Below are 14,302 nucleotides of genomic sequence, written 5' to 3'. Positions count from 1 at the left end.
GCTGTCGGCCGAACCAGGGCGCGCGGACCCCGGGATACGTCAGGCGCCCCCGAGCGCCTGAGCACTGGCGTGGCGCTTATTTCTTGAAGACCGGCTTGCCGAGTGCGAGGTTGCTGGGCGCGATGGTGACGAGCTTGCCGTCCTGCCACTGCATCACGTAGAACGTGGATGCATTGTTCTGGCCGTCTTCGCCGAAGTCGAAGGCCCAGCCGTTGGCGGTCTGGCCGGCCGGCTTCTTGTAGGCCAGGACCGCGGCGCGGATCTTGTCCTTATCCGTGGACTTGGCGTTGCCGATGGCTTCGAAGAAAGCCTTGGCGCCGACATAGTTGGTCAGGCTGTGACCGGATTGCGGATCGCTCTTGTAGGTGGCCTTGTAGGCTTCCAGGAACTTGTCCAGGCCGGGCGCGCCCGCCGGATTGATGGACGACTGCGGGAAGTCCAGGTCGAACACGCCGTTCATGTCGGCGCCCACGGCCTTGGCCGTGTCGGCCAGCGAATAGCCGCCGCCCGCGCCGATCACGACCTTGGGCTTGAAGCCCGCGGCGCGCGCCTGGCTGAAGAACAGGATGGCGTCGTTCTGGTATGCCGTCTGCAACACCACGTCGACCTTGGCGCCCTTCAGGCGCAGGATGAGCGAGGACAGGTCCACAGTCTTGGCCGAATACGGCAGCACTTCCGCGACCGTATAGCCCAGCTCCTGCGCGCGCTTCTTCTCGGTGGCGGCCACGTCGGTGCCGTAGGGGCCGTCCTCGTGGATGATGCCGATCTTGATGTCCTTGGGGTTCAGCCCCATGCCCGGCGCGATGGTGTCGTGCAGCGCATTGACCACCGACACGCCATACAGCGCGGTGTTGGGGTTGCTGCGGAACAGGTACTTGTAGCCGCGCGTGGTGATCTTGTGCGCGGTGGCGCCCAGCTCGAAGTAGGGCACGCCGGCCAGCTCGGTGACGGGCGAGGCCGCGTAGGAAATGCCCGAAGCGTAGCTGCCGAACACGCCGACCACGTTGGAGGAAATCAGGCGCTTGGTTTCCGACACGGCCTGGGTCGGGTCGACGGCGTCGGCCTTGATGATTTCGATCTTTTCGCCGTTGACCCCGCCGGCGGCGTTGATCTCATTGACGGCCAGTTCCAGGCCGCGATAGCTCTCTTGTCCCAGGAGCGCGAGCGCGCCGCTGAACGGGAAGAGGGCGCCTACCTTCATGTCGGCCGCTGCGGTGCCGCTTGCCAGCGCGCCGCACACGCCCAGCGCCAAAGCAATTTTGTTGAACTTGAACACTGTCTACGCTCCTTTGTCGGTATGGGATGCGGACTTTCTTGTTTGGTCCGTTTTTTTGAATATATGATATATCGGCCGGGCGGGTAGCAAACCCCGCCTTGGATTCTAGTGGGGGCCGTAACCCGCCGAATCGGGGAATTCCCTAAAGCCGCATGAATAAAGACTTAGCGGGCTGATCCAGCGCAAATACGGGTTTTCATCCTGCTTTGGGATGACTCTTTTTGGCTGAGGCAACGGTTGCCAAAAACATCAGGCCACAGTTGTTTTTTTCATATATCGTATATCATCAATTGCCTGCTTTTCATAAGAATCTAGGAGACAGAGGCATGTTCGAGGAAGTGGATTTCGCCGGGAAAAGGGTGCTGATCACCGCCGGCGCGGACGGGCTGGGCCTGGAAATGGCGAAGGTGTTCCGCCATGCCGGCGCCTCCGTATTCGTATGCGACGTGAACCAGGAGCGCCTGGCCGCGCTGCCGGCCGAATTGCCTGGCGTGCATGCGGCCCTGGCCGACGTTTCGGACGAAGACAGCGTCAGCGCGCTGTTCGATCAGGTCCGCGCCCAGTTGGGCGGCCTGGACATCCTGGTCAACAACGCGGGCGTGGCCGGTCCCACCGGCTATGTCGAAACCCTGTCCAAGGCCGACTGGGACCGCACGCTGGCCGTGAACATCACCGGACAGTTCCTGTGCGCGCGCCAGGCCATCCCCTTGCTCAAGGAATCCAAGGCCGGCGTCATGATCAACCTGTCGTCCGCGGCCGGGCATCTGGGTTTTGCCGGACGTTCGGTCTATTCGGCATCGAAGTGGGCGGTGATAGGCTTCACCAAGTCCCTGGCCATCGAGCTGGGGCCGCATGGCATCCGCGTCAACGCGATCCTGCCGGGCGCGGTCGAAGGGCCGCGCATCCGCGCCGTCATCGCGGCCAAGGCGGATACGCTGGGCCGGCCGGTGGAGGAGATCGCCGCACAGTACGAGAACCAGGCGGCCCTGGGCCGCATGGTCACCGCTCGCGATATCGCCAACATGGTGCTGTTCAACGCCAGCGAGGCGGCTCGCAGCGTCTCGGGGCAGGCCATCGTGGTGGACGGTTTCACGCAGAAGCTCTACTGATGGACGCCGCGTCCAATGCGCACTGCGCCGCCATCGTCGGCACCGGCCTGATAGGCCAGGGCTGGGCCATCGTGTTTGCCCGCATGGGTTGGGCGGTACGCCTGTATGACGTCAACGCCGCCATGCTGGCCGAGGCGCGAGGCCTGATCCTGCAGCAGCTGCGGGAACTTGAAACCCAGGGTCTGCTCAAGGACGCCGAGGCCATCGGTGGCCGCGTCCATGTGGCAAGCAGCCTGGCGGATGCCTTGAAGGGCGCCCGCTACATCCAGGAAAACTCGCCGGAAAACGTCGAGATCAAGCGGGCGTTGTTCACGCAACTGGACGCCGCGGCCGAACCCGACGCCATCATCGGCAGTTCCACGTCCAGCATTCCCGCCAGCGAATTCACCGGACACCTGCCCGGACGGCACCGTTGCCTGGTGGCGCATCCCGTGAATCCGCCCTACCTGATCCCGGTGGTGGAACTGTGTCCCGCGCCCTGGACCAGTCCCGAGGCCGTGGCTGCTGCCCGCGCCATCATGACGGGCATCGGCCAGAAGCCCGTGCTGGTGCGCCGCGAAATCGAAGGCTTCATTCTCAACCGCCTGCAGGGCGCGCTGCTGCACGAGGCGTTCCGCCTGGCCAGCGCGGGCATCGCCAGCGCCGAGGATATCGACACCACGGTGAAGGACGGCCTGGGCCTGCGCTGGTCGTTCATGGGGCCGTTCGAAACCATAGACCTCAACGCACCCGGCGGCATTGCCGACTATTGCGCACGCTACGGCGGGCTGTACCAGTCCATCGGCGCGACCCAGGGCGAACCCGTCGCCTGGGACGGCGCGCTGGTCGATGCCTTGTCGGACGAGCGCCGCGGTTTGCTGCCGCGGGAAGATCTTGCCAAGCGCCGCTTCTGGCGCGACGAAAAACTGATGCGCCTCATGCGCCACAAACAGGATAACGGAGACAACAATGGCTAAGCCCAAGCAGAAAGTCATCATCACTTGCGCCGTGACGGGCGCCATCCACACCCCCAGCATGTCGCCGCACCTGCCGGTCACGGCCGACGAGATCGCGGAAGCGGCCATCGGCGCGGCCAAGGCTGGCGCGGCGGTGCTGCACCTGCATGCGCGCGATCCGCAGACCGGCAAGCCCTCGCAGGATCCGGCCTTGTTCAAGCCCTTCCTGGAGCGGATCAAACGCGAAACGGACGCCATCATCAACATCACCACCGGCGGCAGCCCGCATATGACGGTGGAAGAGCGCATGCGTCCGGCCACCACCTTCAAGCCGGAGCTGGCGTCCCTGAACATGGGGTCCATGAACTTCGGCCTGTACCCCATGCTGGGCCGCTTCAAGGAGTTCAAGCACGACTGGGAGCGCGAACATCTGGAGAACAGCCGCTCGCTGGTGTTCCGCAATACCTACCAGGACATCGAATCCATCCTGGCGCTGGGCAACGCCAACGGCACCCGCTTCGAGTTCGAGTGCTACGACATCAGCCATCTGTACAACCTGGCGCATTTCGTCGACCGCGGCCTGGTCAAGTCACCGCCTTTCATCCAATCGGTGTTCGGCATCCTGGGCGGCATCGGCCCGCACCCGGAAGACCTGATGCACATGAAGCGCACGGCCGACCGGCTGTTCGGCAACGACTATGAATGGTCGATCCTGGGCGCCGGCCGCGGCCAGATACCGCTGGCGACCATAGGCGCGGCCATGGGGTCGAACGTGCGGGTGGGGCTGGAGGATTCGTTGTGGATCGGGCCGGGCGAGATGGCGCAGTCCAATCAGGTCCAGGTGGAGCGCATCCGCACCATCCTGGAAGCATTGAACCTGGAAATCGCCACGCCCGAAGAAGCGCGCGCCAAGCTGGATCTGAAGGGCAAGGACAACGTCGCGTTCTGATGCGGTGGGGCGCCGGGGGGGCCGGCGCCTGCCTGTCAGGCGTAACGGCGCAGCGCGGCGGCCAAGGTATCGGTGTCGAGCGCGCGGTCGAAGTTGGCGGCGTGGCGGGCCTTCAGGCTCAGCTCCGCGGCCAGCATCAATTCCGCGTCGGATGGCTCGGCGGCCGCGCCCAGTTCGCGCAAGGTCGTGGGCAAGCCCACTTGTTCATACCAGCGGGTCAGTTCGGCCAGCATGCTGTCCGTCCGGTTTTCCAGGTCCAGCTGCACCAGCAGGCCGACGGCCACCTGCAGGCCGTGCGGCGCGCTCGCCACGCCGCTGATCTTGGGCAGCCCGCGCGTCAGCGCGTGGGCGATGGACAGGCCGCCGCTTTCGAAACCGAGGCCGCTCATGAGGATCATCGCTTCCACCACGCGTTCGAAGGCCGGTGTGGGCTGGCCGCTGCCGGCAGCGGCAACGGCGTCCACGCCGTCGGCCAGCAGGGTGCGCAGGCAGCCGTCGGCGATGAACTGGGCGGTGAGGGGCGGGGCGCCGTCATACATATTCTTGCCGCCGTTGCGGGCGCACTGCTCGGCCTCGAACTTTTTCGAGACCGCATCGCCCAGGCCGGCGCGGAAGAAGTGCGCCGGCGCGGTGGCGATGACGGCCGTGTCCACCAGCACGAGGGTGGGGTTGAACAGCATGTGCTCCACCGCCAGGAGATTGTGATGGGCGTCGTACAGGACGTAGTTCTTGCTGGTTGGCGCGTCGTTGGAGGCAACGGTGGGCACGGTGATGAGATGGCAGTGCGAGGACTTGGCCACCGCCTTGCCCGCGTCCAGCGATTTGCCGCCGCCCACCGCGATCACCATGTCGATGCCGGCAGGCGCGGCCTGCGCGCGCAACTGCGTGATCACGGCCGGCGTCAGGTCGCCTTCGACGATCAGCGGTATCAGCGACACGTTTTGCGCCGCGCACAAGGCTTCGATTCTTGGCCCCAGCACGCCATGCACGTAGCTGTCTATGACCAGGGCGGCCCGGCGGCCGAACAGGGCGGCGTACTGTCCCACGGTGTCCAGGGCGCCGGCGCCCTGGATATAGCGGCAGGGGGCGCCAAAAATCTTCAGCATGGGTTGTTCCTATTTGCGGGCAGCGGGAGGGCGGTAGTCGAGTTCCTTTTCGCGCTCGACCAGCCAGTCGATCATGATCTTGCCGCCCCAGACCAGGTCGGCCTGGATGGCTTGCCGGGCGGCTTCGGAGTCGCGCGCTTCCAGGGCTTCCAGCACGGCCTCGTGGCGGTGCTCGTTCTGCGAGTAATCCAGCCCCGAGGTCTTGACGTGGAACACCTTGAGGATGGGGCCGGTGATCACCCAGAACGATTCCACCGTGGCGCGCAGGATGGGCTTGTTGCTGGCTTCCAGGATGGCGAAGTGGAACTTGCGGTTCAGGTAGCTGGCGCGCTTGGGATCGCTGGAAGTGCAGGAGATGAAATCCCGTTGCAGCGCGATCAGGTTGTCCAGCTGCTTGCGCGTGATGTTCTGGGCGGCCTCGGCCGCGCCCATGCCTTCCAGGTGGAAACGGATCTGCTGGATTTCGCGCAGTTTTTCCGAATTGACGTAAGGCACGTAGACCGCGGTGGCCGCCTGCATTTCCAGGCCCTGCTCGCTGATCAGCCGGAAGATCGCTTCGCGCACGGGCGTGATGGAGACGCCCATTTCCTGGGCCAATTCGCCAATGATCAGGCGTTCGCCGGGTTCGTACTGCCCGTTGATCAGGGCATTGCGGATTTCGTTGTAGACCCTGACGGAGAGGTTCTCTTTCTTTACCGGTTTGAGGCTGGACATGACAGGGCTCAGGCTTGCTGTATTGATGGGGGCGGGTGGATTCGGGATGAATTCTATCCCGCCATGGCAAATTCGAGCGCGATGGGTATATTATATATCATATATCCTAACAGCGAAAAGGAAGCGCCATGAGCAGTGACAGGGAGGCCCCTACCGAAGGGGAGGTCGGGATGCTGCGGGAAAAGGCCCGCCACATCCGGCTGGAGACCATCAGGCTGATCGAAATCGCCAAGGTCGGGCATTACAGCTCGGTGTTCTCGTGCGCGGAAATCTTCGCCGCGCTGTACTACGACGTGATGCGCCTGCGGCCGGGCGAACCGCAGTGGCCCGACCGCGACCGCTTCCTGATGGGCAAGGGCCATGCCGCCGTGGGCCTCTTTCCGGTGCTGGCCGACCACGGCTTCATAGACCGCGAACTGCTGGACGGCTACACCCGCCTGGGCAGTCCGCTGGGCGACCATCCCGACATGAGCAAGGTGCCGGGCGTGGATTTCAGCTCGGGCTCCATCGGCCACGCGCTGTCCAATGGCGTGGGCATGGCGGTGGGCGGGCGCATGGGCGGACGCGACTTCAACGTCTTCGTGCTGCTGGGGGACGGCGAGATGCAGGAAGGCCAGGTCTGGGAGGCCGCGCTATTCGCCGCGCACAATCGCCTGTCGCGCCTGGTCGCCATCGTCGACCGCAACGGCTACCAGCTGGATGGCAAGGTCGACGAGGTCATGGGCGTGGAATCGCTGAAGGAAAAATGGCAGGCCTTCGGCTGGGAGGTGCACGAAGTGGACGGCCATAACCTGGCGGAGCTGACCGCCTTGCTGCGCCGCCTGCGCGCGGACGAGGCGCGCGCCAAGCCGGCCTGCGTGATCGCCAAGACCATCAAGGGCAAAGGCGTGTCCTATATGGAAACCGAGCCGGGCTGGCACCTGGGCTACCTGGCGCCGCAAGACGCGCAAAGCGCCGTCGACGAAATCCTTTCCCGCGAGATCTGAATGGCACAGGCACAAGTCCTCTCTCCCGACTCCTGGCAGTACCGCGCCCTGAACGCGGTGAATCCCGGGCTGTCCTATCTTTCCGACGCGCTGATTGAATTGGCGCAGGCGGGACATCTCGTGGTGGCTGGCTCGGCCGACCTGCAGTATTCCAACGGTCTGAACCGCTTTGCGCAGGCCTATCCCGACCGCTACATCCAGTTCGGCATTTCCGAGCAGAACATGGTGTCGGCCGCCGCGGGGCTGGCGACCACGGGCATGATGCCCTTCGTTGCGACCTTCGCGTCCTTTCTGGGCCTCTTGTGCTGCGAACAGATCCGCATGGACGTGGCCTATACCAAACTGCCGGTGCGCCTGATCGGCCACCATACCGGCATCAGCCTGGGCTTTTACGGCACCTCGCACCACGCTACGGAAGACATTTCGACGATGCGCGCTCTGGCCGGCCTGACGGTGGTCTCGCCCGCCGACGGTCCGCAGCTGGCGTCCGCCATCAAGGCCTCGGCGGACTGGCCCGAGCCGATCTACTTCCGTATCGGCCGCGGCCGCGACCCGCAGGTCTATGAAGACGGCACGCCTTTCGAATTCGGCCGCGCCATCGTCCATTCCAGCGGTTCGGACCTGAACATCATCGCCTGCGGCATTACCTTGCACGCAGCCTTGGCCGCCGCCGAGCAGCTGCGCGGCGAGGGCCTGTCGGTGGGCGTGATCGACATGCCCACCATCAAGCCCCTGGACCGCGACGCCGTACTGGCCGCGGCGGGCAAGTCCCGCCAGCTGATGACGGTGGAAGAGCACAACGTGCTGGGCGGACTGGGTTCGGCCGTGGCCGAGGTCCTGGCGGACGCGGGCACGGGCACGCGCCTGCGCCGCCATGGCATTTACGATGAATACAGCCTGATCGCGCCGCCCACCACCCTGTATGCGCACTACAAGCTGGACGCCGCCGGCATCGCCGAGGTCGCGCGCGCCACGCTCCAGCCCTGAAACACGGAGACAAGCATGAAGGAAATTACTGGCACCACGCGCCTGTTCGGCATCCTGGCCGATCCCATCCACCACGTGAAGACGCCGCAGCGCATGAACGAGCATTTCGCCGCCATCGGTTTCGACGGCGTGTGCGTGCCGTTCCACGCCCGGCCAGACAACCTGGCGGACGTGGTGGCAGGCCTGCGGCGGCTGGAAAACCTGGGCGGCGTCATCGTCACCGTGCCGCACAAGACCGCCATCCTGGACCTGGTGGACGACGCCACTCCCGTGGCGCGCAAGATCGGCGCGGCCAATGTGGTGCGGCGCGAGGCCGACGGCAAGCTGGTGGCGCACATGCTGGATGGCGAAGGCTTCGTGCGCGGCCTGCGGAGCGCGGGCGTGTCGCCCGAGGGCAAGAGCGCCTACCTGGCGGGGGCGGGCGGCGCGGCCAATGCCATAGGCTTCGCACTGGTGCAGGCCGGCGTGGCGCGGCTGACCATCGCCAACCGCACCACGGCCAAGGCCGAGGACCTGAAGGCGCGCATCCTGTCGCTGCATCCCGATGCCCGGATCGACGTGGGGACGGCCGACCCGTCGGGGCATGACCTGGTGGTCAACGGCACCTCGCTGGGCATGAAGCCGGAGGACGCGCTGCCGCTGGACGCCAGCCGGCTGACGCCGGACCAACTGGTCTGCGAAGTCATCATGCAGCCCAAGGACACCGCCTTGCTGTTGGCGGCGCAGGCCCGCGGCTGCAAGGTGCATTACGGCGCGCCGATGTTGGCCTGCCAGATCGAGCTGATGGCGCAGATGCTGGGCGTGGCGGCGGACCAGCAGGCCGGCACAGGACGCTGACCCGCATGAGCGACTACGACTTCATCATCGCCGGGGGCGGCACAGCGGGCTGCATCCTGGCCAACCGCCTGAGCGCCGACGGCAAGCATCGCGTGCTGATGCTGGAGGCCGGCCACGAAGCCCGCAGCATGTGGATCTCCATTCCGGCGGGCTTTTCCAAGCTGCTGGTGAATCCGGAATACAACTGGCGATTCGCCACCGAGCCGGAAGACAACGTCCATGGCCGCACCATCGCCGTGCCGCGCGGCAAGGGCCTGGGCGGCTCGACCTTGATAAACGGCATGATCTACGTCCGCGGCCAGCCGCAGGATTACGACGGCTGGGAGGCGGCCGGCGCCACCGGCTGGGGCTACAACCAGGCCGAGCGCGTCTTCCGCAAGATCGAATGCTATGAACCCGGCGATGGCAGCCGCGGCAAGAACGGCCCCATGCATCTGGAAGAGGTGGCCGAACGCTTTCCCATCGCAGATGCCTTCTTGCGGGCGGCGCAGGAAGACGGGCAGCCCTTGAACCCCGATTACAACGGTGGCAGCCAGGAAGGCGTGGGCTACTACCAGGTGCTGCAGCACCGGGGCAGGCGCTGGAGCGTAGTGGACGGCTACCTGAAACCGGCCGCCGGCCGCAAGAATCTCAGCGTGGAATGCGGCGCGCACGTGACGCGGCTGGTGTTCGAGGGCAAGCGCTGCGTGGGCGTGGCCTACCGCAAGAACGGGCAGGAACACATCGTGCGCGCGCGGCGCGAGACGCTGCTGTGCATGGGGGCGGTGCAGTCGCCGCAGCTGCTGGAACTGTCCGGCATCGGCAACCCGGCCTTGCTGCAATCGTTCGGCATTGCGCCGGTGCTGGCGCAGCCGCAGGTGGGGGAGAACTACATCGACCACTTTGCCACGCGCATGAACTGGCGGGTGAAGGACACGGTGACGTTGAACGAGATGTCGCGCGGCTGGCGCCTGGCGCAGCAGGTGGCGCGCTACTACGCCAGCCACAAGGGCATCCTGACCCTGGGCACGGGGCTGGTGCACGGCTTCGTGAAAAGCGCGCCCGACCTGCCCGCGCCCGACGTGCAGTACTTCTTCGTGCACGCCAGCTACGCCAACGCGGCCGAACGCATCCTGGACCGGCATCCGGGCATGACGATAGGCGTGGCGCAGCTGCGGCCCGAATCGGTCGGATCCATCCACATCAAGTCGGCGGACCCGCAGGCCGGGCCCGCGATCCGCCCCAATTTCCTGTCCGCCCAGGTGGACCGCGACAGCCTGGTGGGCGGCATGCAGGTGGCCCGGCGCATCGTCGGCCAGCCGGCCATGCGGCGTTACGTGGAATCCGAGATCAGCCCCGGCGCGGCGGTGGACAGCTACGACGAATGGCTGGACTTCGCGCGCCGCAACGGCCAGACCATTTATCACCCGATCGGCACCTGCCGCATGGGTTCGGACCCCGCCGCCGTCACCGACGTGCGCCTGCGCGTGAACGGCTTGTCGGGCCTGCGCGTGGTGGATGCCTCGGTGATGCCGAAGATGGTCTCCGGCAACACCCAGGCCGCCGTCATGATGGTGGCCGAGCGCGGCGCGGAGATGATCCTGGAGGATGCGGCGCGAGCGTAGCCGCGCCTGGCTTGGACAAGGGCGCACGGAGCCAATTGGTCCGTGCGCCTTTGCACTTCAGCGGATGAGGAACCCGGCGCCAACGGGATCGTTCTTGTCGATCACCCAGCGCGCCGTACCGAGAATGCTGGCCGTGCCCTTGACCGTTGGGCGCACGGCGCGGGTGCCGTTCAGATCGACTTCACCCAGCAGGCAGCCCTCGAACACGCCGCTGCCCAGCAGGCCTTCCGACTTGATCGGCTGGTTCAAACCCATCTTGCCGCGCGCCTCGAACATGGCCATCATCGCGCTGGTGCCGGTGCCGCCGGGCGAGCGGTCCAGCTGGCCGGCGCTGAACACGTGCACGTTCTTGTAGAACGCGCCCTCGATGGTCGGCTGGTGCCAGAAGGTGATGAAGTTCAGGTTGTTGATGTGGGCCTCGGTCGGGTGCTGGATGCGGTGGCGGGCGTTGAGTTGGTCGCGCACGATCAGGCCCATGCGCGACAGCTCGGTGCCGTTGTCCGGCGAAATGCGCAGGTCGCAGCCGGACAGGTCGACGATGCCGAAGTAGTTGCCGCCCCAGACGATGTCGGCGGACAGCTTGCCGTAGCCCGGCAGCTCCACCGGGATGTCCTGCGCGGCTACATAGGCGGGCACGTTCTCGAAGCGGGTCCACAGCACGTTGTCGCCTTCGGACGCCACTTCCGACACCACCAGGCCGGCGGTGGTCTCAAAGCGGATCTTGGTGATGCCGTCCTTGCCGCGCGGCACCAGGCCGTGGGCCACCATGGCCATGCTGACCGCGATGGTGCCGTGGCCGCACATGTGCGAATACTCGGTGCCGTCGATGTAGATCAGGCCGGCGTCGAACTCCGGGCTGGACGGCGGGGTCAGGAACACGCCGAACATGTCCTTGTGGCCGCGCGGCTCGCGCATCAGCGCCTTGCGCAGCCAGTCGTAGTTCTGTTCAAGGAAGGCGCGCTTCTCCAGGATGGTGGAGCCGGCGGGGTAGGGGATGCCGCTATGCACGATGCACAGGGGCTCGCCTTCGGTATGGGTATAGATGACATCGAACGCGTCTTGCTTGCGCATGACTGTGGCTCCAGACAAGTAAGGTAGGGAAAAGTTATTTGCCGCGTTCGGACAGCATGTCCAGCCCGACGGTCAAATCCAGGATGACGATGGCGATCACCGCAACCACGATCGTGGCGCCCGATACGGCTGCGATGGTCGGATCTATCGTGTATTGCACGTAGTTGAAGAGCTTCACGGGGATGGTGTTGAGGTCCGCCGTGGTGTTGAAAATGGACAACTCCACGTTGATCCACGAAGAGATGAAGGCGAAGATCGAACCGGTGACGATGCCCGGCCGGATCTGCGGCAGCACCACCAGGAAGAAGGTCGTCCAGGGATTCGCACCCAGGTCCGCCGAAGCTTCCTCCAGCGCGCGCTGCTCCGGCGTCAGCAAGGTCAGCGTGGAACGCAGCACGAAGGGCGCGATGATGACGATGTGCCCGATCAGCAGCGACAGGAAGCTGCGCGTCAGGCCGAAGTACGCGCCGTACTGCAACAGCGCCGCGCCCAGCACGATGTGGGGCAGCACCAGCGGCGACATCAGCACCGAGGTCAGCGCGGCCTTGCCCGGGAACTCGTAGCGCGCCACCGCCAGCGCGGCGGGCACCGTCAGCAGCACGGCCGCGGCCGTGGCGGCCAGGGCCAGCACCGTGCTGGTCGTGAACGCCGCGACATAGCCGGCTTCGATCAGCAGGGTGCGGTACCAGTCCAGCGTGAAGCCCTTGGGCGGAAACGCCAGGTAAGGCGTGGCCGTGAACGAGGAACCCAGGATCACCACCAGCGGCAGGGCCAGGTAGGCCAGCACGCCCAGGGCGATCAGGCGGATCAGGTTGCGGGCGATCATCGCGCGGCTCCCGGCAGGACGGCGGCGCGGTTGGCCAGCGCCACCAATATCAAGGTGAACACCAGCAGCACCATGCTCAGCGCGCCGCCGTAATGGAAGTCGAACACCGTGCTGTACTGCTGGAAGATCAGCATGGACAGCACTGACACGCGCCCGCCGGATAGCAGGGCCGGCGTCACGTAGGCGCTGACCGCCAGCGTGAAGACCATGATGGCGCCCGACACCACGCCAGGCAGCGTCAGCGGCCAGGTGATGTGGAAGAAGGTGGCTGCCGGGCTGGCGCCCAGGTCGGCCGAGGCCTGCTCGCAGGCCGGATCGACCCGCGCCAGCGCATTGCCCACCGCCAGCACCACGAAGGGCAGCAGCACGTAGACCATGCCGATCAGGATGCCCAGCTCGGTGCCGATGAAGCGCACCGGGCGATCGGCGGCGCCCACGCCCACCAGCGCCTGGTTGACCAGGCCGTTGCGGCCCAGCAGCACCATCCAGCCGAAGGCGCGCACGATGTTGCTGGTGAACAGCGGCACCACCAGCAGGATGACGCAGAAGCGCCGCCAGGCCTGCCAGCGCACCACCCGCACCAGATACCAGGCCAGCGGATAGCCCAGGAGCACGCAGGCGACGGTAGTGAAGAGCGCCAGCCGGAAGGTCACCAGGATCACGTCCCAGTGGTACTGGTCGCCCAGCACGCGCAAGTATTGCTGCGGGGTGAAGCTCAGGCCGTCAGGCCCGCCGGTGATGCTGGCCAGCGCCACCACCGCCAGCGGCGCCAGGAAGAAGGCCGCGAAGAACAGCACGGGAGCCGCCAGCAGCAGGCAGGGCGAACGCCAGGCGCGCATGCTCATGGCTGTTCACCGATCAGGTGCAGGTGTTCCGCCGCGAATGCCAGGCGCGCCGCTGCGCCCGGGCCCAGGCCGGACGGCGCGATGCCGCCGTGGCGCGCCACCAGGACCTGTCCGCCGATGTCCACGTGGATCATGCAATGGCTGCCCACGTTGATGACGTCGGTGACCGTGCCGCTCAGGGCCGTGGCCGCCGATGCATCGGCCAGGCGCAGGTCCTCGGGCCGCAGAACCGCGACGCCACGCGCGGGCGCGGTCTTGCCCGGGAGCCGCACGCGCAGGCCTTGGGCATCCATCTGCAGTGCATCGCCGTCGATGGCCGTGAACGGCATGAGGTTGGCGTCGCCGATGAACTCCGCCACGAAGCGCGTGGCGGGATGCCGGTAGATTTCGGTCCCGCCGCCCACCTGTTCGATCTTGCCCGCATGCATGACGACCACCCGGTCGGCCATGGTCATGGCTTCTTCCTGGTCGTGCGTGACGAAGATGAAGGCGATGCCCAGCTTGGCCTGCAGGTGCTTGAGCTCCAGCTGCATGCGCTTGCGCAGTTTCAGGTCCAGCGCCGACAGCGGTTCGTCCAGCAACAGCAGCTTGGGCTGGTTCACGATGGCGCGCGCCAACGCCACGCGCTGCTGCTGGCCGCCGGACATTTCGCGCGGATAGCGCGGGCCGAAGTCTGCCAGCCCCACCATGTCCAGCGCGGCGCGCGCGCGCCCGGCCGCGTCCTGCTTCGACGCGCCCTGGCGTCGCGGACCATAGGCCACGTTTTCCAGCACGCTCATGTGGGGAAACAGCGCGTAGTTCTGGAACACGGTATTCAGCGGCCGCTGGTGCGCGGCCAGGCGGCTGATGTCCTGGCCTTCGATCAGGATGCGGCCGGCTTCGGGCCGAAGGAATCCGGCGATCGAGCGCAGCAGGGTGGTCTTGCCGCAGCCGCTGGGACCGAGCAAGGCCACGAACTCTCCCTGCTGGATCTCCAGGTCGATGCGGTCCAGCGCCTGGTAGGCGCCAAAGCGCATCGATACGCCTTCGATGGTGAGCAAAGCGGACATGTTTTATC

At 66.1% G+C, this 14,302-nt stretch carries 14 protein-coding genes; 7 read left to right on the top strand and 7 right to left on the bottom strand.

The genetic code is table 11. The features are described 5' to 3' along the window. Positions 1-76 precede the first annotated feature (76 nt). A complete protein-coding gene (locus tag AC6LKD_RS27505) occupies positions 77-1,276 on the bottom strand; it encodes an ABC transporter substrate-binding protein (RefSeq protein ID WP_013395477.1) in 1,200 nt (399 codons plus the stop codon). Positions 1,277-1,602: 326 nt separating this feature from the next. On the opposite strand from AC6LKD_RS27505, the gene AC6LKD_RS27500 reads away from it, so the two are divergent. From AC6LKD_RS27500 to kce, 3 genes are read left to right on the top strand one after another with little or no spacing between them, the layout of a single operon-like run. After that, entirely contained in the window at positions 1,603-2,385 is a 783-nt protein-coding gene (locus AC6LKD_RS27500; RefSeq protein WP_088142064.1) for an SDR family oxidoreductase, read from the top strand. Beyond that, on the top strand, positions 2,385-3,341 hold the full coding sequence (locus AC6LKD_RS27495; RefSeq protein ID WP_498118025.1) for a 3-hydroxyacyl-CoA dehydrogenase: 957 nt from the start codon (positions 2,385-2,387) through the stop codon (positions 3,339-3,341). Before AC6LKD_RS27500 ends, AC6LKD_RS27495 begins: the two co-directional genes overlap by 1 nt. After that, positions 3,334-4,269, top strand: coding sequence for a 3,5-dioxohexanoate:acetyl-CoA acetone transferase (gene kce / locus AC6LKD_RS27490; RefSeq protein ID WP_013395474.1), 936 nt, complete (start codon positions 3,334-3,336; stop codon positions 4,267-4,269). The genes AC6LKD_RS27495 and kce overlap by 8 nt, the downstream gene beginning before the upstream one ends. A gap of 35 nt (positions 4,270-4,304) precedes the next feature. On the opposite strand, the gene AC6LKD_RS27485 is transcribed toward kce, so the two are convergent. Together AC6LKD_RS27485 and AC6LKD_RS27480 are read right to left on the bottom strand one after the other, a co-directional pair. Further along, the gene (locus AC6LKD_RS27485; protein WP_498118024.1) at positions 4,305-5,375 is read right to left on the bottom strand and encodes a glycerol dehydrogenase; all 1,071 of its coding nucleotides are present in this window, start codon (positions 5,373-5,375) and stop codon (positions 4,305-4,307) included. A 9-nt stretch (positions 5,376-5,384) separates the two neighbouring features. Next, positions 5,385-6,089 (bottom strand): GntR family transcriptional regulator, encoded by a 705-nt coding sequence (locus AC6LKD_RS27480; RefSeq protein WP_013395472.1) that lies wholly within the window; start codon positions 6,087-6,089, stop codon positions 5,385-5,387. Between the two features lie 128 nt (positions 6,090-6,217). On the opposite strand from AC6LKD_RS27480, the gene AC6LKD_RS27475 reads away from it, so the two are divergent. From AC6LKD_RS27475 to AC6LKD_RS27460, 4 genes are read left to right on the top strand one after another with little or no spacing between them, the layout of a single operon-like run. After that, the gene (locus tag AC6LKD_RS27475; protein ID WP_498118023.1) at positions 6,218-7,075 is read left to right on the top strand and encodes a transketolase; all 858 of its coding nucleotides are present in this window, start codon (positions 6,218-6,220) and stop codon (positions 7,073-7,075) included. Beyond that, on the top strand, positions 7,076-8,062 hold the full coding sequence (locus tag AC6LKD_RS27470; protein WP_498118022.1) for a transketolase family protein: 987 nt from the start codon (positions 7,076-7,078) through the stop codon (positions 8,060-8,062). 15 nt (positions 8,063-8,077) lie between these two features. Continuing rightward, entirely contained in the window at positions 8,078-8,899 is an 822-nt protein-coding gene (locus tag AC6LKD_RS27465) for a shikimate dehydrogenase family protein (RefSeq protein ID WP_498118021.1), read from the top strand. Positions 8,900-8,904: 5 nt separating this feature from the next. Then, the gene (locus tag AC6LKD_RS27460; RefSeq protein ID WP_498118020.1) at positions 8,905-10,503 is read left to right on the top strand and encodes a GMC family oxidoreductase; all 1,599 of its coding nucleotides are present in this window, start codon (positions 8,905-8,907) and stop codon (positions 10,501-10,503) included. 57 nt (positions 10,504-10,560) lie between these two features. Here the strand turns inward: AC6LKD_RS27460 and AC6LKD_RS27455 are convergent, their stop codons facing one another. The 4 genes from AC6LKD_RS27455 to AC6LKD_RS27440 are packed head-to-tail and all read right to left on the bottom strand — an operon-like array spanning position 10,561 to position 14,294. Beyond that, a complete protein-coding gene (locus tag AC6LKD_RS27455) occupies positions 10,561-11,574 on the bottom strand; it encodes a proline racemase family protein (protein ID WP_492276574.1) in 1,014 nt (337 codons plus the stop codon). 34 nt (positions 11,575-11,608) lie between these two features. Then, on the bottom strand, positions 11,609-12,400 hold the full coding sequence (locus AC6LKD_RS27450; protein ID WP_013395466.1) for an ABC transporter permease: 792 nt from the start codon (positions 12,398-12,400) through the stop codon (positions 11,609-11,611). Further along, positions 12,397-13,245 (bottom strand): ABC transporter permease, encoded by an 849-nt coding sequence (locus AC6LKD_RS27445; protein ID WP_492276575.1) that lies wholly within the window; start codon positions 13,243-13,245, stop codon positions 12,397-12,399. The genes AC6LKD_RS27450 and AC6LKD_RS27445 overlap by 4 nt, the downstream gene beginning before the upstream one ends. Next, positions 13,242-14,294 carry an ABC transporter ATP-binding protein gene (locus tag AC6LKD_RS27440; protein WP_013395464.1) on the bottom strand — a complete coding sequence of 351 codons (1,053 nt, stop codon included), beginning with the start codon at positions 14,292-14,294 and terminating at the stop codon, positions 13,242-13,244. The genes AC6LKD_RS27445 and AC6LKD_RS27440 overlap by 4 nt, the downstream gene beginning before the upstream one ends. Positions 14,295-14,302 lie beyond the last annotated feature (8 nt).

Source organism: Achromobacter sp. D7-1, assembly GCF_059760445.1.
The sequence above is the reverse complement of the archived record's forward strand: the minus strand, read 5'-3'. Positions and strand labels throughout refer to the sequence as shown.